This window comes from Aeoliella mucimassa, from assembly GCF_007748035.1.
Classification (GTDB): domain Bacteria; phylum Planctomycetota; class Planctomycetia; order Pirellulales; family Lacipirellulaceae; genus Aeoliella; species Aeoliella mucimassa.
This window is the reverse complement of record NZ_CP036278.1, coordinates 492,239-512,750: the sequence shown is the minus strand read 5'-3', so window position 1 is coordinate 512,750 and position 20,512 is coordinate 492,239. Positions and strand designations below refer to the sequence as shown.

Annotated in this window: 17 protein-coding genes and 1 pseudogene; 15 read left to right on the top strand and 3 right to left on the bottom strand. The window is 59.5% G+C overall.

The window, feature by feature from the left end:
- Window positions 1–24: 24 nt before the first annotated feature.
- From Pan181_RS27110 to Pan181_RS02020, 9 genes and pseudogenes are all read left to right on the top strand, one after another.
- Window positions 25–237 (top strand): annotated as a pseudogene (locus Pan181_RS27110) (type II secretion system protein); the annotation flags it as partial.
- Window positions 238–330: 93 nt separating this feature from the next.
- On the top strand, window positions 331–720 hold the full coding sequence (locus tag Pan181_RS27105) for an H-X9-DG-CTERM domain-containing protein (RefSeq protein WP_315861143.1): 390 nt from the start codon (window positions 331–333) through the stop codon (window positions 718–720).
- Window positions 721–788: 68 nt separating this feature from the next.
- Window positions 789–1,472, top strand: coding sequence for a PEP-CTERM sorting domain-containing protein (locus Pan181_RS02050; RefSeq protein ID WP_197528838.1), 684 nt, complete (start codon window positions 789–791; stop codon window positions 1,470–1,472).
- A gap of 97 nt (window positions 1,473–1,569) precedes the next feature.
- A complete protein-coding gene (locus tag Pan181_RS02045; protein WP_145245252.1) occupies window positions 1,570–2,439 on the top strand; it encodes a hypothetical protein in 870 nt (289 codons plus the stop codon).
- A gap of 184 nt (window positions 2,440–2,623) precedes the next feature.
- Window positions 2,624–2,980 carry a ribosome hibernation-promoting factor, HPF/YfiA family gene (gene hpf / locus Pan181_RS02040; protein ID WP_145245251.1) on the top strand — a complete coding sequence of 119 codons (357 nt, stop codon included), beginning with the start codon at window positions 2,624–2,626 and terminating at the stop codon, window positions 2,978–2,980.
- A 109-nt stretch (window positions 2,981–3,089) separates the two neighbouring features.
- Window positions 3,090–3,566, top strand: a complete 477-nt coding sequence (locus Pan181_RS02035; RefSeq protein ID WP_145245250.1) for a PTS sugar transporter subunit IIA — start codon at window positions 3,090–3,092, stop codon at window positions 3,564–3,566.
- Between the two features lie 68 nt (window positions 3,567–3,634).
- The gene (locus Pan181_RS02030) at window positions 3,635–3,931 is read left to right on the top strand and encodes an HPr family phosphocarrier protein (protein WP_145245249.1); all 297 of its coding nucleotides are present in this window, start codon (window positions 3,635–3,637) and stop codon (window positions 3,929–3,931) included.
- A 578-nt stretch (window positions 3,932–4,509) separates the two neighbouring features.
- On the top strand, window positions 4,510–6,252 hold the full coding sequence (gene ptsP, locus Pan181_RS02025) for a phosphoenolpyruvate--protein phosphotransferase (protein WP_145245248.1): 1,743 nt from the start codon (window positions 4,510–4,512) through the stop codon (window positions 6,250–6,252).
- A 38-nt stretch (window positions 6,253–6,290) separates the two neighbouring features.
- Window positions 6,291–8,579, top strand: coding sequence for an Rne/Rng family ribonuclease (locus Pan181_RS02020; protein ID WP_231943728.1), 2,289 nt, complete (start codon window positions 6,291–6,293; stop codon window positions 8,577–8,579).
- Between the two features lie 194 nt (window positions 8,580–8,773).
- Here Pan181_RS02020 and Pan181_RS02015 read toward each other — a convergent pair whose 3' ends face one another.
- Window positions 8,774–9,454, bottom strand: coding sequence for a hypothetical protein (locus Pan181_RS02015; RefSeq protein WP_145245247.1), 681 nt, complete (start codon window positions 9,452–9,454; stop codon window positions 8,774–8,776).
- A 253-nt stretch (window positions 9,455–9,707) separates the two neighbouring features.
- Here Pan181_RS02015 and rplU point away from each other — a divergent pair, with 253 nt between their 5' ends.
- From rplU to Pan181_RS01985, 6 genes are all read left to right on the top strand, one after another.
- A complete protein-coding gene (gene rplU / locus Pan181_RS02010) occupies window positions 9,708–10,019 on the top strand; it encodes a 50S ribosomal protein L21 (protein ID WP_145245246.1) in 312 nt (103 codons plus the stop codon).
- A 266-nt stretch (window positions 10,020–10,285) separates the two neighbouring features.
- A complete protein-coding gene (locus Pan181_RS02005; protein WP_231943727.1) occupies window positions 10,286–13,906 on the top strand; it encodes a mechanosensitive ion channel domain-containing protein in 3,621 nt (1,206 codons plus the stop codon).
- A 105-nt stretch (window positions 13,907–14,011) separates the two neighbouring features.
- Window positions 14,012–15,118 carry a DegT/DnrJ/EryC1/StrS family aminotransferase gene (locus Pan181_RS02000; protein ID WP_197528830.1) on the top strand — a complete coding sequence of 369 codons (1,107 nt, stop codon included), beginning with the start codon at window positions 14,012–14,014 and terminating at the stop codon, window positions 15,116–15,118.
- A 147-nt stretch (window positions 15,119–15,265) separates the two neighbouring features.
- Window positions 15,266–16,225, top strand: coding sequence for a YybH family protein (locus Pan181_RS01995; RefSeq protein ID WP_145245243.1), 960 nt, complete (start codon window positions 15,266–15,268; stop codon window positions 16,223–16,225).
- Between the two features lie 66 nt (window positions 16,226–16,291).
- Entirely contained in the window at window positions 16,292–18,043 is a 1,752-nt protein-coding gene (locus Pan181_RS01990; RefSeq protein WP_145245242.1) for a hypothetical protein, read from the top strand.
- A gap of 195 nt (window positions 18,044–18,238) precedes the next feature.
- Window positions 18,239–18,967 carry a hypothetical protein gene (locus Pan181_RS01985; RefSeq protein ID WP_145245241.1) on the top strand — a complete coding sequence of 243 codons (729 nt, stop codon included), beginning with the start codon at window positions 18,239–18,241 and terminating at the stop codon, window positions 18,965–18,967.
- On the opposite strand, the gene Pan181_RS01980 is transcribed toward Pan181_RS01985, so the two are convergent.
- Complete coding sequence (locus tag Pan181_RS01980; RefSeq protein WP_145245240.1) at window positions 18,945–19,529, bottom strand: hypothetical protein; 585 nt, start codon at window positions 19,527–19,529, stop codon at window positions 18,945–18,947. The two genes, Pan181_RS01985 and Pan181_RS01980, sit on opposite strands and share 23 nt — an antisense overlap.
- A 122-nt stretch (window positions 19,530–19,651) precedes the next feature.
- Entirely contained in the window at window positions 19,652–20,134 is a 483-nt protein-coding gene (locus tag Pan181_RS01975; protein ID WP_197528828.1) for an NUDIX domain-containing protein, read from the bottom strand.
- Between the last annotated feature and the right edge of the window lie 378 nt (window positions 20,135–20,512).

The following is a 20,512-nucleotide window of genomic DNA, read 5'->3' as shown; positions in this document are numbered from 1 at the left end:
GAGAGCGTGCGCGAAGGAGATTCTATGTCCACTCGACGTGGCTTTACGCTCGTCGAGCTGCTGGTGGTGATCGCCATTATCGGAGTGCTGGTAGCGCTGTTGCTACCAGCAGTTCAGGCGGCCCGCAGTGCAGCTCGCCGGACCGAGTGCGCGAACAACCTCAAACAAATCGGCTTGGCGTTTCATCTGTTTCTGGAAGACAACCAGGGCAGATTCCCTCGCAGCAGCCATTCGGCATTCGCCCATCGCGAGTTCCAATGGGGGCAGCGGATTGCGCCGTACCTCGACCCCACGGTCGAGCCAGCCTTGGGCCCCCTGCCCGACGCGCTGATGCGCCAGTCGTTTCGATGCCCTGAGGACGATCGCGACAACCTGCAACTTTGGAGCTATGGCAAGAACGTGTGGTTCGAATTGACGTCGGTCGAAACCGGCAACGTGGAGGGGGTGCGCGAAGGCCCCACCTACCATCGGTTGCGGAGCATCGAGTCGACCAGCCGCACGGTAATGGTCGGCGAGTTACTATCCGACTCGACCACCGATCACATCATGGCCCATTTTTGGAGACTCGGCGGCGCGCCGGAAGTGGCTTTCGACCGACATCAAGGCGTCAGTAACTACCTGTGGGTCGATGGACACGTTTCGTCGCACCTGCTGAACGAGACGTTCGACATGGAGCAATCGATCGATCGCTGGGATCCCGGCATGGCCGGCCTGCGCTGACGTTCGACCGCTCTACTCTCTCACAACACTTCAACAAGCTCATGATATTTCAACAAGGAACCAGCCAAGTGAATATTCAACGTACCAGCTTCTTACTACTTACCTTGCTCGCCTTGGGTGCCAACGCGGGGGCGGTGCTGCCACCGCTGCCGAGTGCCACCAATGGCGATGGCATCGTCGCCAACAATGGCATGAAGCACCTCTCGATCGACTTCGACGAGTCGAGCGTTACCGTGCACGCAGCCACCACGATGGTCACCATGATGTCCGGCGAGGGAGTCGACTACACACCCGACCAGTTCGATGTGATTGAGAACCAGTACTTCAACAGCCAGTACGGGTGGAACTTCGACAACATCGTGGTGCTGCCCGAAGACTCGGCCATTTGGATTCGCCGGATGGATCAAACCACCCCGGCCGGCGCGACGCTCCGCGTGTACGAAGGGGGCATGGGAATGGGCATGGCAAACTGGACGATGCAGCCGTTGTATCTCAACGATGGGGATCGCTGGATGTGGGATGGCGACATGCAGCACGACATGTACGTGGCCGACATGCCAGGCGAGTACTCCATGACCTATGAGGTCTATCTAGGCGACCCGACCACCGGCGAGGCGCTTGCGTCGTATGGTTCGGCCACGACGACCATCGGCTGGACGGTTCCAGTGCCGGAACCAGGTACTGCCGCGTTGTTAGTGCTCGGCATCGCTGGAGGTATCGCGGTAATGCGATCGCGCGCTTCGTGCTGGTAAGCGTTTGCTCGTTCGAGGTGCGGGGCCAAAGTTCGTCAGGACGGCCCCGCCCTCGATTGGCTTTGCCTGATACTCTTCACAACCAGGAACCAACCTGATGCGATATTTGACTTACTGTTTGCTCGCAGCGGCGATGTTCGCCGCGCCGGCCGGTGCAACCTACGTGGAACCCACCATGGGGGGTGGCCAGTCGGCCTGGGGCGAGGTGGCCATGAAGCATGCGGACATTTCGTTCACCAATGGCACGATCGACGTGGTGATCGACGAGTCGGTACCGATTCCCTGGCTGGTGCCGCTCGAAGAGGGGCTGAGCTTCGACCCCGAAGGCATTTGGGGCATGATCAACGGCGATGCGTACAACTTTCAGTACGGCTGGAACCCAAGCCGATTTGATGCCTATCCGCCGGACAATTCGAGTATTTGGATCGAGCAGCTCGACGCCTCGCCCGAGCTACGCACCTACCAGCGCCCGCCGGCGAATCCCGAAGGCCAACCAATATTTGGTACCGATGGCAGCAGTTTGCGATGGCGGTGGAGCGGCAGCATGACCCACAATCTCTACGCGATCGCTAATCCGCTGGAGTCGGAATACTTTGCCACCTACCGGGTATACATTGGCGATGATAGCACCGGGGAACCGCTGGCGGGCTTTGTTGCCGACGAAGTGACCTTTACGTTCTTCACCAATCCGGTAATTCCGGGCGATTACGATCGCAGTGGCACCGTCGACTTGGCCGATTATGCAACATGGAAAGCGAGCTTTGGGCAGTCAGCGCCCCCCGGCAGCGGGGCCGATGGCTCGTTGGACGGTACGGTCGGGCTGGCCGATTACACGGTATGGCGCGACCACTTTTCCGCAAATGCCGGCGTTTTCGCCCCCTCGGAGCAGGTGGCCGAGCCGAGCACCGAGTGGAGCCTGTGCCTGCTGCTAGCCGCCGTAGGATTAAGCCGATTTCGCCGAGGCTGAAAATCCGGAAAAAGGTGTGGTAAGCTGCAAAATGGCCAGAGATTTGCTCGGTTTCCAGATTCTCCAGAGGGTGGTAGACTAGAGGGTCTGCTAAGGGGAATCCCAGGCGTGTTTCGCGTTTCCCCCCGCTTTTCAGCGGCACCGGCAGAAGCTAAGACAACAAGGCCCCCGAAGGACATCATCGGTGCAAGTACGAGTATCGACGCGTCACGGACATCTGAGTGAAGCCAGCAAGGAGAAGATCACCAAGAAGGTGGAGAAGCTCCGGCGGCTTTTCGACCGCTTGAATGATATTCAGGTGGTGGTGGACCTAAAAGACGAACACAATCCGATTGTGGAAGTGCAAGCTTCGGCCGAAAAGGCCAAGGATTTCGTGGCCAGCGAGAAGTCTACGGAGATGATGGCCGCTTTGGACCTGGTGCTCGATAAGCTGGAGAAGCAATTGCGCCGGTACAAAGAAAAAGTAGTAGAACGACACCGTGATCGCGATCGAGAAGGCCGGCAAGCAGAGAGCGAGTACACCGCGGACGAAGAAGAATAGGCCCGTAGCGGTTTGCACGATTGACTTCTTGCCAGTCGGCCCTCGCTGCAGGCTGCTTACCCTATCGGGGCCCAAAGGTTGCCCCGCTTGATACAAGGAATTGTTAGGAATGAAGTTTTCTGAGTTCATCACTAAAGACGCCATTTGCACCAATCTATCTTCGACGGATAAGGAATCGGTGATTCGCGAGATGACCTCTGCACTGCAAACGGCTCATTCGATCGCCGCAGACCAGATGGAGAGCGTTGTCGAAGCCATTCTCAAGCGAGAAGAACTTGGCAGCACCGGCATCGGTCGTGGCGTCGCCGTCCCTCACACCAAGCATCCCACGGTCGACAAGCTGTGCGGAGCGGTTGGTATTAGTGAAGAGGGCGTGGAGTTCGATAGCCTGGATGGCGAAAAGGTGCACCTGCTGTTCATGCTGGTGTCGCCTCCCGATCGCCCTGGCGACCACCTGCGAGCCCTCGAGAATATCTCGCGTCAGCTCCGCAACGATACGTTCTGCCGTTTCCTCAAGCAGTCGAAGACCGATGAAGACGTCTGGACCCTGCTGGAAGAGGCCGACAACAACCAGTTCGGTTCGTAACCTTTGGAGCCCAGGCGTAAGGCGGTGCTGTTGCTAAGACCGCAATGTACCTCACGGCGAGCGAAGTTATGGCTGAAACCGTGATCACTGAAACGACGGTGGTGACCTGCGAAAACGGGCTCCACATCCGACCCGCCGAACAATTGGTTCGGCTGGCCAACCAGTTTACGTCTCAGATTGGCATAATTTACGAGAGTCAACGCGTGGATGCCAAAAGCATCCTAGAATTACTCACTCTGGGTGCCCAACAGGGCGCGAGCGTGGTAATCGAAGCGCGTGGCAACGACGCGGAAGCAGCGGTAGAGTCGATTGTGCACCTGTTTGCCAGCGATTTTGCCAACGGCGACTCCCCTAAGCAACAATAATGCCGGCGGATTGCCGAATGATTGATGTAGAGAACCATCGCCCCCTCCGGTGCGTATAACGTAATGGGAGGGTATCGAGCGGTCATGCATCGATAACCAGAACAGCGTAACCACCCCATGGGGAGCCCCCTGCTGGCAGCCGCATCGCACGGCTCGCAGCCTCCGGCTTCCGCGGGGTACCAGAACATTAACCCACTACATTACCCATTTACTGGCACACCAGTGCTGTCCGCTGCGGTAAGGCAATGCCTGCCTGATACCCACGGAAAGCCCTGCGAAGCCAGCCATGCAAGTGTTCGGCTTATCGTCGCACGTCCCACCGACACCACCTTGGGGTGTGCAAAATCCGACACGAATGCAACGCAAGGTCGCCAATTGCGGACCGTCGCGGAACCACACTGGTCGCGTTCGCTCCGCCTACCTGCTGCTTGCCGTTGCCACTTGCTGGTTGCCTTCCGAATTAGCGAATCCGAACGTGAATGCTTGCTTTGCCCTACCTGATCCGGTGAACTTCCGACCATAAACGGCTAGAGCAACCGCATACTTGCGACGGCGCTGGGTGCCTTGACGAGTGCTTTATGCAGCGCTTGCAAGGAATTGCCGTATCGCCTGGCGTTGCCATCGCCGAGGCTGCCGTATTTGGCAACGAGGGATTTCGCATCTCTCGGCGCTTCCTTTCGCGCGAATCGGTGAACACCGAAATCGACCGCTTGGATCAAGCGATCGCCGCTGCTGCCAAAGAGCTCGACACCAACCGCCAGCGGGTCGCCGAACAACTCGGCGACGACTACGCGGCCATCTTCTCTGCCCACCTGCAGATGCTGCTCGATCCCAAGCTCCACAACGAGTTGGAGCAGATGATCCGCGACCGCCATTACTCGCCGGAGTACTCGGTGAGTCGGGCGATGCGGCGGTATGCCAAGGTGTTCCTGTCGCTCGAAGGCGACACCATGGCCGAGCGGGCGAACGACATCTTCGATATCGAAAAACGCTTGCTCCGCCACCTGCTTGGCGAGCGACGCGAGGGCCCCACACAGCTTACCAGCGAAGTACTGATCCTGGCCCACAACCTTACGCCGAGCGAAACGGCCAATCTGAATCCGGACTTTGTCAAAGGATTCGTGACCGAAGTCGGCGGCCCCGGTAGCCATACCGCCATCGTGGCCGAAGCGCTCAACATTCCCGCCGTGGTCGGCGTGGGATCGTTCCTCACCGAAGTCTCCGGCGGCGAAACCGTGATCGTCGATGGCGACAACGGTCTGGTGATTCTGCAGCCGGATGAAGAGACCATTGCTCGTTACCGTCACGAAGTCGACGAGCAACTGAGTCTGGCGGCCAAGCTCGAAACGTTCCGCGACCTGCCGAGCGATACCAAGGATGGCGTGCATGTCACCATGCTTGGCAACATCGAGCTACCGAGCGAAGTGAAGCAATGCCTCGACCGCGGTGCCGAAGGCATCGGCCTGTACCGCACCGAGTTCCTGTTCCTCACCCGCGAAGTACAGCCTGACGAAGAGGATCACTACCAGGCTTATCACGAAGTGCTACAAGCCACTGGTGGAGCCCCCGTCGTGATGCGGACGCTCGACCTTGGTGCGGACAAGATTCCAAACTTCCCGCTGCCCGACGACGAACGCAACCCGTTCCTCGGTCTCCGCAGCACGCGACTTGCATTGAAACACGTTGATATGTTCCGCACCCAACTTCGCGCGATGCTCCGAGCAAGCGTCGAAGGCCCGATGCGGATTATGTTCCCCTTAATCACGAACCTTATTGAGTTGCGTCGCGCAAAGATGGTGCTCAGCGACGCGATGGAAGATCTCGACGAAGAAGGCATTCCCTTCAGCCGCGATATCCAAGTCGGCATGATGGTCGAGGTACCCTCGGCCGTGGTGATGATGGATCACTTCGTGGAAGAGGTCGATTTCTTCAGCATTGGCACCAACGACCTGATTCAATACGCCTTGGCAGTTGACCGCAGCAACAAGGACGTCGCTTCGCTGTATACCGGAAGCGACCCCTCGATTCTGCGTTTAATCAAAATGGCGATCGATACCGCCAACCAACACGACCGCCCAATTAGCATGTGCGGTCAGATGTGCGGCAACCCCATTTACACGATGGTGCTGCTGGGGCTTGGTCTTCGCACCTTTAGCGTTGTGCCAGCAGCCATTCCCGAAATTAAACGCGTCTGCCGGTCGGTAACCATTCCGCAGTGCGAAGAACTCGCCGCGCGAGCCTTGTCTCTCGAGAGCGCGCGCGACGTACGCACCGCCCTGCGCGATGAGATCATCCGCATCCTCCCCGACCAACCGGTGTGACGAAACACCTGAAACCTACAGGCACATCAAGAGAACTCATGGACAAATCCAACACCCCTAACGACGAACTCCAGCCAGACGATCCGGGTGGACTTCGTGCGGTAGCCGAAACTCAGGTTTCGACCGACGAAGCGCCCGAAGATCAAACGCTCGAGCAAGCGAATCTGGAACCAGACGACGCAGCAGACCAACTTCCCAGCGACGAAGCACCGCAGGACGAACCGGTAGCCGCCGAAGTAGAACCTGAGGAAGAGGCCGAAACCGACGAGACAGAAACCTCGGAGGAAGAAGCGGCCACTGAAACCCCCTCGGAACAAGACGAAGCCGACGCAGCCTCCACCGACGAAGTGGAGGACGAGGAAGACTCGATTGCTGACGACGACACCGAAGTGATCGAAGCGGAGACTTCCGCAGCGGAAACCGATAGCGACACCGAAGCCAAGTTGGAGACGACCGACGAAGCGGAGGAGTCGGACGCGAAAGCCGATGACGACAAATCGGCCGAAGACAACGCGGAAGCAGCCACCGCCGAAGAAGGCTCGGGCGAAGCGCCGACCGAAGGCGAAGGCGAGGGTCGCCCCAAGCGTCGCCGCCGTCGAGGAGCGCGTCGCAAGAAGAAGAAGGTCGCCAAGAAGGCGGCGGAAGTCAGCGACGACGAAGAGTCGGGCCGCCCCACCGTGAAGCAAGAGATGCTGATCAACGTGGCCCAGCCCGAAGAGTGCCGCATCGGCATTCTCGAGGATGGCATCCTCGAAGAGTTGTACGTGGAGCGTAGCAGCCAGGACAACTACGTCGGCAACATCTACAAGGGCAAGATCGTTAACCTCGAGCCCAGCATCCAAGCCGCGTTTGTCGACTTCGGTGTCGGCCGCAACGGGTTCTTGCACATCAGCGACGTGGAACCTCAGTACTTCCGCCAAGGTGGGTTCGACCCCGACAAGCCAATTCAATCCGACGGCACCCAACAAGGTGACCAGACCGACTACGATGGCGACGACGACATCGACGACGATGATGTCGACGAATCGGGACCACGCCGTCAGCGGGGCAACCGTCGCCACCGCCCTGGTGTGCGTCCGCGGATCAAGCCACCGATTCAAGAGATCTTCCAACGCGGCGACGAGGTCGTGGTGCAGGTCATCAAGGAAGGCATCGGTACCAAAGGCCCGACCCTTTCGACCTACATCAGCATCCCCGGTCGTTACGTGGTGCTGATGCCCGCCCTCGGGCGGATCGGCGTGTCGCGGAAGATCGAGAGCGAAGAAGATCGCCGCCGGTTGCGCGACATCCTGCGTGAGCTGAATCCTCCCAAGGGTCTCGGCTTCATCGTCCGCACCGCTGGTACCGACCGTACCAAGAAAGAGATCTCCCGCGACCTGGCGTACCTGCTACGGCTGTGGAAGACCATCGTCCGGCGGATCAAGAGCGCCGAAGCGCCGACCGACATCTACGAAGAAAGCGATATGATCATTCGCACGATCCGCGATATCTTTACCGCGGACGTGGATGCGATTCACATCGACGAGCCTTCGGCCTACGAGCGGGCGAAGGAGTTCCTGCAGATCGTGATGCCGCGGTACGTGAATCGGTTGCATTTGTACGAGGGTCGCGAACCACTGTTCCACAAGTACAAGATCGACGAAGAGATCTCGCAGATCAATCAACGCAAGGTGCCGCTTAAGGGTGGTGGCTCGCTGGTGATCGATCAAACCGAAGCCCTCGTGGCGATCGATGTGAACAGCGGCAGCTTCCGCACCGATGGCACCGCCGAAGAGTCGGCCTTCCAGCTCAATCGCATCGCCGCGAAAGAGATCGCCCGGCAGCTTCGCCTCCGCGACCTGGGCGGAGTGATCGTCAACGACTTCATCGACATGCGTCGCGATCGTCATCGTCGGATCATCGAGCGAACGCTTCGCGACGCGGTGAAACGCGACCGCGCCCGCACCAAGATCCTCCGCATCAGCCCCTTCGGCCTGATCGAAATGACCCGCCAACGGGTGCGGCCGAGCTTGAAACGGAGCGTGTTCAAGGAATGCCCGAGCTGCAGCGGCGCCGGCCTGGTCAAGAGCGCCGAGAGCATGTCGATCGAAGTGGTCCGCAAGCTGATAATGGCCGCTCAGATCGACCGCGTCGCCAAGATCACCGTCACGGTGGAAGAGGAAGTGGCCACCTACTTGAACAATCGCAAGCGCCGCGAGCTGACCCGCCTGGAAGACGACAGTTCGCTAACGATCACCGTGATCGGCCGCGAAGGCATCGCGCCCGAGCATTTGGATATCTCTTGCGAAGACGAAACTGGACGACTGCTGGCGATCGACCGGATCTAGCTTCCACCGCCAGAAGATCATCCAACGCGAACACTCCCGAGGGGTACGACACGAGTCGTGCCCCTCGTTTTTTTGCATATCAAGCGTGGCTTACCTCCACTCCTTCACCAGCTGTTGAACAGCGATGTTCGACGAGCCGCGTGAGTTCTCTTCGCAACCGGTGAGTTGTTCGCACCAGGTCATCTAATAACTTCCTAGAAACTAACGGATGTGTCATCGACGGAGGGATCAGGCAGGTCGATCGATTGGGCCGTGACCATCTCGGCCTCGCGTTTCATTCGCGAGGTGGAAATGAAGAAGTGAATAAACGGAACGAGCATCGCCAGCAGAATTGGGATTGCCAATACTCCCAAGGCAATTCCGAAGTTGGGACCGAGGAATATCGCCAGCAGTCCGACCACACGCATAATGCCGAGCGGAAGCACCAACAAGAACAAGGCCAGCTGCATGGTCATGCGCCAGCTTTGGACTGATCGCACCAGACCATAGGTTTGCGATAGTTGCTGCATGCACAAACAAAACAGTACCACGGCCAGCAGTGTTGCGATACTGATGCCATCGGACAACAGCGAGAGCGGAGTCGGCTCCGGAAAGATAAAGTGCTCCTTCAGGGCTACCAGGCAATTGAGTACTGACACCACAAACACAAATAACATGAAGCTTTGATAACTGCCCGGAAGCTCAAACTTCCGAAGTTTCGAAACCCCACAAGTAACGATGATCATCCCCAGAAGGTCGTTGAGAACATCGAACCGAAAACCCGAGACCACCCCATTCACCTCCTGGGTAGTACTGAACGCGAAATCGAACACGCACAGCATGAGCCCCCAGAAAATCCATCTTAACGGTTGAATCGCGTGCGAGATTGGTAGCATGGCCGTCGGTGGGGGCGAGAGTCAAAGGGGTAAATTCCCCCGCACAGGCGGGGGGTTCGTGTGTTGCGGTATTCGTCATCTCGGCCAAAACCTTGGCAAAGGGGTAGGTTTTTGCCGAATTTTCGTCCCGCAGAGCGGCAAAATCAATGGTTGTTCGTTTGGGGTCACCCCTTCCACTTCCGCGACTGCTCCGTTACAATTCGGGACTCTCAAATACCCATTATTTGCGGCCCTACGTTAGGAACCGAAACCGATGTACGCCATTATTGCTGACGGTGGTCGGCAGCTCAAAGTCGAAGAAGGTCAAGAACTGAACCTGGCTTACCGCGATGCAGCCAAGGGCGATAAGCTTACGCTCGACCAAGTGCTGGCCATCGGCGGAGTCGACGACGTGAAGCTCGGCGCACCGACCATCGAAGGTGCTAGCGTGACTGCCGAGATCATCGGCACCACCCAGGGCGAAAAGGTGGAAGTTCAGAAGCTTCGCCGCCGCAAGAACAGCCGCCGCCACACGGGCCACCGCGCGATGTTCACCCGCGTGAAGATCGAGTCGATCTCGGCCTAGTCCGACGCGACCAATTACATGCTTGCACGCCGCGGTCCGAATGCTTGGGCGCGCGGCGTTTGCATGCGCGGGGTTTCGTGATTTGCCAATATGCTTCATGCTGTTTGGCAGCGGACGACTATAGTCTATCGTCCGATCGATTCAGGCCACCGTTTCACCCGCACTGCCCCCCGTCTACCGAAGGATGGGGGTTTATGGATATGCCACGCTTGCACCTTTTTGTTTCTCTCGTCATTCTCAGTTGCTTGCCACTGACGAGCTGGTCGTTGGCCCAAGACTCGGAGCCGATCAATCCGTTGCGTGCGGCCGAAACGCCCGCCGCGCAGCCGGCTGCAGCGGCGACCGACACCAACAACGCCGCGGCTCCGCCGGCCAATGGGGAGTCGGCTCCGCAACCGACCGCGAATGGCGATGCAGCCGCTCCGGCAAACCCACCGACCGAACAAGCTCCAGCCGAGGTGAAGAAGGAGTTCACCAAGGCCGAAATCGAGGCCATGCAATCGGGTCTCGACGCGCAGGCGGTTCCCGAAGAAGAGAAAACCGAAGCCAAGCAGTATTACCAGGACGCCATTCAGTCGACCAACGAGTTGCAACTAAAGCGTGAGGAGCTTCGCAGGTTCGCGGCCGACCACCTGGAAAAGCCGGACGAGAAGGATCCCGATGGCCCCAAGCAGTACAGCAAATCCTGGTACGAACGCCGCCTTGCGCTGCCGGTCGAACACCCGTGGGTGTCGGAAATCGAGAAGTTCGACGTTCGCACGGCCGATCAGGCGTACCTGGAGAAACGGGCTGCCGAGCTCGAACAGCGGTCGAACGAATGGAACAAGAAGCTCGAGAAACTGACCACCGACCCCAGCAAGTACAAAGCGTTTCTCAATAGCTTCCCGAGCACCCGCCAAGCAGTTGAAGAACGCCTGTCCGAAACGCAAAAAGAACTGGAAGAACTGACCGCCAACGGCGGTTCCAGCACCATTAGCAACGCAAAGCGAGTCGCCTTACTGCAACGTCAGGCGAAACTCACCGCCGAGCTGCAAGCGCTCGACGCCCAGCGCGATGCCTACCAGCGGGCCTTGAGCGTGTACGACGTGGAGCTGAAGTACACGCAGCGTCTGGCCGACGCGTACGACAAGCGACTCAAGGACGTCCGCGGAGAGATCAACGCCCGTCGGCAGCGAGCCGCCAACGAGCAGGTACAGGAAGCCGAGGCCGAAGCGAATCGTTACAAGGCTTTGATCGAACGCAATCCCGACTCGCTTGGCACCCTGGCAACCAACAATCAGGCGCTGGCCAAGGACATTCAATCGCTGGTCGAACAAGACCAGCAGGTGATCGAAGAAACGACTTCGGCCACCAAGCTGCAAGGCGAAATCAGCACCGACTTCACGGAGTTCAAACAACAGTTCGGCGACGACTCGCAACTCGCCCAGGCGTCGGGCGAACTGTTGCGCAAGCAGCGCGAGCGACTCCCCCGCCCTTCGCAACTACAAGGCGAGATTCTCAAGCGGACCAACCAGCGAAACAACATTAGCTTCGTGCGTTTCAATGCGACGCAAGAACGCAAGAACCTGAGCAATCGCGATCAGGTAGTCGCTGAAATGCTGCAGAAAGTTCGCGCGGAGGATCGCAGCGCGGCCGCCAAAGTGATTCGGCAACTACTGGAGAGCAAAGCCGAGTATCTGGAGAGCTACATCGAGAACCTCGACGAACTCGAGGTGAATCTCAACGCGCTGATCGCTGCGCAGATTCGTCTGAAAGATACCGCTCAGGATTTTCGCGACTTTATCGCGGAGCGTGATTTGTGGATACGTAGCTGCGGTCCGCTATGGGCGTCGGATGTTCGTCTGACTCACGATGCGAACCTGAAGAACTGGCGGCCATTCTATCTCGATCCCACGCTTGAAGCCTTGGCCTGGAGCCTGAGCCCCGAAAACTGGCTGCAGGTGCTCAACGATCTGCAGTTGGCCGCCTCGCGCCAGCCGTTTATCGCGTTGAGCCTATCGGTTGCCTTCCTGCTGCTGTTATGGGTGCAACGACGCTCACGGGTGCAGCTTCGCGAGCTTGGCGAAGAAGCGGAGAAGAAAACCTGCACCGACTTCATGCTATCGCTCCGTGCGTTGTACCTCACGGTGATTGTTTCGCTGCCTTGGCCGCTCTTGTTATGGGGCATTGGTAAGCTGCTGGAAGGTCCGCCGGTGGAGGCCGACTTTTCGCTTGCCCTGTCACAAGCACTGCAACTCACTGCCTGGTTGCTATTGCTTACCGAGTTCACTCGCCAATGCTGTCGAGCCAACGGACTGGTCGAGGCTCATCTCGACGCGCAGCGTTCGTGGCTCGCCCAGCTACGACGTTACCTTCGCTGGATGCCGATCGTAGCCATCCCGCTGGCGTTCTGGCAAATCGGCCTCGACGCACAAACTGGCGAATCGCTCCGTAGCGACTCACTCGGCCGACTGTTGTTTCTCGCCATCCTGGCTTACTCCACCTTCGTGCTGTATCGCTTGCTGCTATCACATAACAGTTCGCTCTATCAGTTCGTGATGCGCGGCACCTCGAACTGGATCGTGAACCTGCATAAGATCTGGCGACCGCTGTTCGTCCTGGTGCCGATCGTGCTCGCGGTGATGGCAACGCTGGGCTATTACTACACCGCCGAGCAACTGGCCCAACGCATGCTCGGTACGCTGGCGATGCTGCTGTTGCTGCTCATCGCGGGTGGCTTGCTGCGACGCTGGGTGCTACTGAACCGACGCCTGCTCGCCCGCGAGCAGGCAATGAAGCGTCGCGCTCAGTTGCTGGCCGCGGCGACCGAAGGAGACGAAGTCGCGAGCATCGCAGAGATCGTGGAAGAAACGGTCGACCTTTCCGCGTTGAGTCAACAAACCCGCAAACTGCTTCGCGTGATGCTATTCGTCATCGGTGTGGTCGGGGTCATCATGATCTGGCGAGATGTTTTCACCGCGCTGGCCTGGCTCGACGAAAACGCCCTGCCCTGGTCGCGCGGCGAGCATCCCACCACTTGGGGCGACCTGCTTCGCTCGCTGCTGGCCGCGCTGGTTACTTACGTTGCGGTTCGCGACTTACCGAGCCTGCTCGAACTGGTGATCTTGCAGCATTTGCCGATCGACTCAGGCGTGCGTTATGCGACCGCGACGTTGGCTCGCTATTCGCTGCTGGCGATCGGCATCGTGGTATCGGCCGCCGCGCTCGGCATCGATGGCACCAGCATCAGTTGGCTGGTCGCTGCGATGGGCGTCGGTCTCGGCTTTGGTTTGCAGGAGATCTTTGCCAACTTCGTGTCGGGCATCATTCTGCTGTTCGAACGCCCGATCCGCGTCGGCGACATCATCACGCTCGGCGACAAAACCGGTATCGTCAGCCGCATTCGCATCCGGGCGACCACCATTACCGACTGGGACCGCAAAGAGTACGTGGTACCCAATAAGGACCTGGTGACCGAGCGACTACTGAACTGGACTCTGTCCGATCAGATTAATCGCGTCGTTATCGAGGTCGGCATTGCTTACGGGTCGGACACCGACCAGGCGTGCGACCTGCTTCGCCAGATCGTTAAAGAGCATCCGATCGTGCTCGACGATCCTGCACCGCTGATCAATTTCGATGGCTTTGGCGACAGCACTCTGAACCTGATCGTCCGGTGCTACCTGCCGAACCTCGACAATCGTTTGCAGACGATTCACGAGCTGCATACGATAATCAATCGTCGTTTCAACGAGGCTGAGATCGAAATTGCCTTCCCGCAACGCGATTTGCACATCCGCTCGATGCCGCCGAACTGGGAATCGCCAGAGAAGCTGCGCAATCCAGCACGCGGCAATTCATCGGAATCGGGCGACTCGGCTGAAACAAGCGGCTCGAACAACGAGTAAACTAGAGAGGGAATCGCAGTTGTCGATGCAGCTCCTCTTTTCGCTTTGCCAAACATGTACCCACGCCTGGCGTTTGATATCTCGTGGAGGGATTTACTGCGGGCGATGTCCCTTTGCCTGCGCCCGCCGCGGGAACCGGTAGCGCTGCCGACCGCTGCGGAGCACGCCGGCGAAGCGTTGGCGACGCTCTCGGTTCGTACTGCGTTCGACCTGCTGCTGACCTCGCTCGAGTTGCCGCCTGGCAGCGAAGTGCTGCTGAGCGAAATCACGGTGCCGCACATGGAGCGCATCGTCCGCGAGCATCGCCTGGTGCCGGTGCCGGTGCCGGTCGACGCCCGCACGCTGGGGGTCTCGCCCACCGACGTCGCCAGTCGCTTGAGTCCGCAGAGCAAACTGCTGATGGTCGCCCACTTGTATGGTTCGCGGATGCCGCTCGAGGACCTCGGCGAGCTTTGCCAGCAGCACGAACTGCTACTCGTGGAAGACTGTGCGCAGGCGCTCACTCGTGGTCCACTCACTCGGCACCCTGCGGCCGACGCCAGCCTGTATAGTTTCGGGCCGATCAAAACAGCGACCGCGCTCGGGGGAGGGATCGCCCTGGTGCGCGACGACTCGCTTCGCGAGCGGATGCAACAAGTCGCCAGCACCTGGCCACGGCAATCGGCTCGTAGCTACTGTCATCGGGTGCGAAAGTTCATGCTGCTCAAGTTGCTGTCGCAGCCTTGGTTGTTTGGTCCTCTGGTATGGTGGATCGATCGCACCGGCGGCAACGCCGACGCGTTTGTCGGCCACTCGGCGAAGGGGTTCCCCGACGAAGGACTGTTCGACGCCTTGCGTCAGCAGCCTTGTCTCGCGCTCGAAGCCATGATGACTCACCGGCTGCAACACTTCGACGAGCAGGCGATTGCCGAGCGAACCCGCCGGGGCCAGCAGCTGGCCGGAGCCCTGGAGCCTTCGATGATGGCCGCGGGTTGCAATAATCCAACGCATACTTACTGGGTGTTTCCGCTAATCACCAGCGAGCCGGAGCAAATGGTGGCAAAACTACGACAAGCAGGCTTCGACGCCTCGCAGATCTCGGGCCTCACGGTGCTGGGAGACGACTCGGACGATCATTGGTTCCGGTGTACCACGTTTGTTCCACATGCAATGCCTGTACCGAGTCGCCGAGTTGCTAGTATTGCCGCATCGCTCGCCCGGCATTCGCCGTGAAACTGGGGTAGTTTCGCGAAAGAAAACTGGACCCTCCACGGCATCGGGCGATAATTAGGTGCCCCATCTCGGCCACAATGCTGTTCGCCTTGGCGAGCGTGAGGTATCCTACAGCGTAATCCGAACACACCCAGCGGAGGATCCATCATGCGGCACCTTACTCGCTTGTCTCTTGTGGCTCTATTGTTCAGCGGTGCTCCGGTGCTTGGCCAGACGCCCGAATCCGACTCCGTCGCCCCGCCAGCGGCCGAAGCTGCTCCCTCAGAAACACCCACTCCCGACGCTCCTGCGGCCGACGACCCCACCCCCGCCATTCGCAAGGTGGTCGACTCTTACGTCGCCGCGTTCAACGGGGCCGACGCCAAGGCGCTAGCTGCGCACTGGTCGGAATCGGGCGAGCTGATTACCTCCGACGGAGCGGTGGTCAAAGGTCACGATGCCATCGAAAAAGCCTTTGCCGCCTACTTTGCCGAGAACAAAGAAGCGAAGATCGAGATCGTCGACATGGTGGTCGAGAGCGTCTCGCCCTGCGTGGCCATCGAGTCGGGCGTCGCCCGCGTGATCGCGCCCGATAGCGAGCCGGAAGATTCCGAGTACCAAGTGGTGCACGTCAAAGGCCCAAGCGGCTGGAAGATGGATAGCGTTCGCGAAGGAGCTCCGCTGGAGCTTCCCCCCTCGCACTACGAGCAGCTCACCAGCTTGGAATGGATGGTCGGCACCTGGAGCAACGACTCCGACGAGTCGACCTTCCTGAGCACTTGCCGGTGGAGCACGAATCGCAACTTCCTGATTCGCAGTTTTCAGGTCGTCATCGGCGACCAGGTGGATTTCGAAGGCACGCAAGTCATCGGCTGGGACCCACACACCGATACGATTCGCTCGTGGGTGTTTGACTCCGACGGTGGTTTTGGAGTCGGGCTCTGGAGCCAGGATGGCAATCGCTGGATCGTACAAACCCGGCACCACTTGCCGGACGGTCGCGTAGGAACCGCGATGAACATCTACGAATTGGTCGACGACAACACGGTGCGTTTCGAGTCGACCGCCCGTCAGGTGGATGGTGAGCTGATGCCGAGCATCGACGCCGTCGAACTGGTTCGCCAGTAACCCGGCTTGCGGCGCCCGACACCTTTTCACCTTTCAATATCATACTCGTTATAACGGAACATTCTCATGTACCGACGCACTCTACTTGCGATTGTCGCCGTGGTTACTTCCCTCGCCCTGGCGTCGGCCGACGTTGGTTGGGCCCGCGGAGTTGGCCGTGGCGGAGGTGGTGGCGGCGGAGGCCGCGGGGGTGGCGGCATCAGCCGACCCAGCGGTGGCTCCTCGCGCACCCCGTCGATGAGTCGACCCTCGCCGAACATTAGCCGCCCCAGCGGTGGCAGCAGCCGACCCTCAATCAGCCGCCCGAGCACCCCTTCGGTGAGTCGCCCCTCCGTGAGTCGACCCAACACGAGTCGACCCAGTGTAAGCCGACCTGCAACGAGCCGACCCAGCTCTGGCAGTCGCCCTTCGATGAATTTGCCCAACTCCGGTGGATCACGGCCCAGCGTGAGTCGACCCAGTGTCACTCAGCCAGGCACGTCGCGCCCGTCGATCAACCGCCCGAGCACTGGCTCCGGCAATCGTCCCAACCTGTCGGGGCGACCTTCGACGAACGACGTCCGCGATTTCCTCGGCATCCAAGGGGGCAGCACCCGCCCAGCGACCCGCCCTGGCGACTCGCAACGTCCTAGCATTAACCTGCCAGGCAACAACTCTCGCCCGAGCACTTTGCCAGGGAACATCGGCAACCGTCCCAGCATTGGCGACCGACCCAGCGTGGGTGATCGGCCTGGCATTGGCGATCGGCCCAACGTTGGCGATCGACCCAGCATCGGAAACCGCCCCGGCGGCGACCGTCCTTCGACACTACCCAATCCGCCGACCACGCGCCCCGGCGTTGGTGACCGCCCCGTGATTGGCGACCGACCTGGCGGCGATCGGCCGAACGTCGGCGACCGACCGGGCAACAATCGGCCTGGCGTCGGTGATCGCCCCGGCATCGGCGATCGACCGGGCGATGGCAACATGACCAAGCCGGGCGACCGTCCTGGCGAAGGCAATCGACCTGGTAACCGTCCAGGAGACCGACCTGACATCGGCGACCGACCCGGTGGTGGAGATCGTCCTGGCGAAGGTGGCAATCGCCCTGGCGACCGACCCGGCGAAGGCAATCGACCTGGAAACCGCCCCGGCGACCGCCCAGGTGATATCAACCGCCCGGGGGATCGACCTGGCAACCGTCCAGGGAATCGTCCGCCGTACGTTGGTCCTCCGCCACGCCCACCATGGTACTGGCACGACCACTGGAACAACTATCCGAATCGCTGGTACTGGCGTCACGCGGCCTGGCCCGCGGTCGGTAGCTGGTTCGTGTGGAACAGTTGGAACCAACCGGTGGTCTACGACTATGGCACCTCGGTCGTGTATCGCGACAACTACGTGTACGTCGACGACCAGCAGGTAGCAACCTCCGTGGAGTACTACGATCAGGCAGCCACGATTGCGGCCAGCGTGCCCGAAGAGATTCAGCCCGACGCGGTCGAGTGGATGCCATTAGGCGTCTACGCGATTGCCAAGCAAGGGGGAGTCGACACCGGCATGATCCTGCAACTCGCGGTCAGCAAGGAAGGCATCATCGCTGGCACCTTCTACCTGAACGAGGAGGACGAAGGCCGCCCGGTCGAAGGCATGGTCGACCAGGAGACGCAGCGGGCTGCCTGGCGATTTGCCGATGGCACCAACCTGCAAGTGGTCATGGAGACTACGATCCACAACCTTACGCAGGATCGCACGACCGCGCTGGTGCATTACGGCGAGGATAATACCGAGACCTGGGAGATGGCCCGGTTCCCGGAAGAAAACGACGAGAGCAAGTAGCCACGGCCGAGATGGTCGGCGAACATTTCGCTGCACTTTCACGCCAGGAGCATCGCATGGTGCTCCTGGCGTTTTTTTGTGATCGCTTTGCTCGGCTTTTATGGTCGCTTTGCTCTGCTTTTATAGTCGCATTGCTCCGTAACAACTGGCCCCCTACGGTGTTTACCCATTATCATGGAACCCGAGGGACCCATCATGTCGACAGCCGCTACGATTCCATCGAACCGATCGCACGCCCTGGTGCTGGCCGAGCATCCCCAATCGGCGACCACTGCCATTGCTGGCATGGCCATCGCAGGCTTGGTCTTTCCGGTCGTGATCTACCTGCTACTCTCTTTCGGCGGCGCACTCGCCGGCGACGAATGGTTCCTCGCGTTTCTCTTTCTCATGACGACCGCCACGGGTGCGTCGGCCATACTGTATGCGACGCTCGGCTTAATCATGTCGCTGTTCGTGTGGGGCCTACTTCGTACACTAGGGTTTTGCATGCCGGCCAAGTGGCTGTATGCGATAGCAGGCGGAATGGCCGGCTTTCTGATGGTCGCAATATTCATCGATTTCGCTAGCGATTCCTCACCGACAAGCACCCCCTTTTTTGCCGGCGTTGTAGTCCCGGGCATCGCGATGGTACTCGGCCAGTTTGGTGGGGCGCTGGGGGCCACGATTCGCGACTACCGACTGGTCGAGCGCCCCGAGCCGCGCCCGGTGCAATTCCAGGTGCGTCACCTGCTGATCGCCACCGTGTGGGTCGCGGTATTCGTCACCCTGGTGCAACTGCATGCCTTCCCAGAGACAACCACTTACCCCTGGCTGGCATGCTGGCTCCTCGTGCATGCGGGATCGCTCTTCGTCGTCATCCGCCTGGTCGACATGGTGCTCGCTCGGCGGTGCCAACGACTGGCTACGTTAGCCCAAGCGACTTGAGGCCATAATCACCTCCATATTCGTAGACCTGAAAGTCGGTGCTCGCGAGCTTTTCGAAGGGAACGCAGAGCGTCGACATCATATGCAAAATGCCCGACTCTAAATTGTCGTCGTCGAGTTCCGCTTCGGCTGGCAACGGCTCCCCTTCGCTGAACACCACCTCGGATTCTTGACTCAAGAATCCACGCTTCAGGACTCCTGCTTTGTACCAGGTAAACCCGTAACTGCAGCTTGCCCCTTCCAGCAGGATGCCAAGTGCCTTGCTCCCTCCGGCAGTCTTCTCGCAGAGTACTTTGTCGACCGGCACCGGCCACAAGCCATTCGTCATCGGTGGCTCAGTATCCACGGCAAAGTTGACCTTATAGAAGAACATGCCATCGCACAGCACGGTCCACCCATCGACATGGGCTACCGATTTATCTTTGTAACTCGAACTGGTGGCCGATTCGAAATCGGTGATTCCGTTGGGCTTACAATCGGCAAAGCCTAGCTCTTCCAGCAACTGGCCAAAGTCGGAAGGTGTCTGCTCTTCGATCAGCAGAATGCTGGTGTGCCACGACATGATGGACCTCAAGGGTAAGCGAACCGGCGATGCGATCGTGCGACCGACATCTGAACGGGGCCGATTTTACCCCTCGTGCCTGCCATCAGCAATAAAGCGGACGAGCTGCAACACTCATCCTTTCACCCCACTTTGTCTCCGTCGCTCGCTTCGACGGGCCAGTCGTCTTCCACGCCCCACCAGGTCGCCCGCTCCCCCGAGAGCCAGTCCACGAGACACCGCTTGGCGGTCTGCGGGTAGATGGCTTGCTGCGGCACCTGAGCGACCTCGACCCACACCAAATGCACTCCTTCGTCCTCGCACTCTGGCGTGTAGGTGGGGGTGAGCGCGGGGCACTCGGCCGCGAAGAAATGGTTGAGATCGTGCACCGGACGGCTGGCTTCGTACCAGCGATGCTCCACCGCGCCCAAGTAGTCGAGTTGCTCGATCGGTGCGCCGGTCTCCTCCATGATCTCCCGCCGGAGCGCCAGGTCGAGTCGCTCGCCGCGCTCCACCCGCCCACCTGGCAGGAAGGCGATGTCGCGATCGTCGTGTCGACACAACAGCAGATGCCCTTCCCGCACGATGACCGCCCGCACACGAAGTTTGCGTTTACGTTTTTTCATGGTCATCCATTCATCCAGACAAACAGCTATTCAACCCAGCAACGAAGCATCCACGTGTCGCTTCTCTACGCGTCATCGTACCGCTTCGATTTACACCAAGTCGACCCATTTTCTTCGTTGCTGTTTCTTGTGATTTCTTGGTAGTAATTGGCCACTTGAGGCCTCACAATGGAGGGTCCGGTGGGTAACGCCGCGCGGCAGTCGTCGCGGCCGACACCGTGGATGGGGGACATTATTTTGCCCCCACTTTTGCCCACGTGGGGCAAAACTAGCCGTAGACGAGGTCCGATTTTAGGCCCGAAAGGATGAAAACAGCACTAGAAAACAAGATATTTTCGCTACTTCACCAAGATCGCTCGCTGAGGGTCGAAAAGCCCC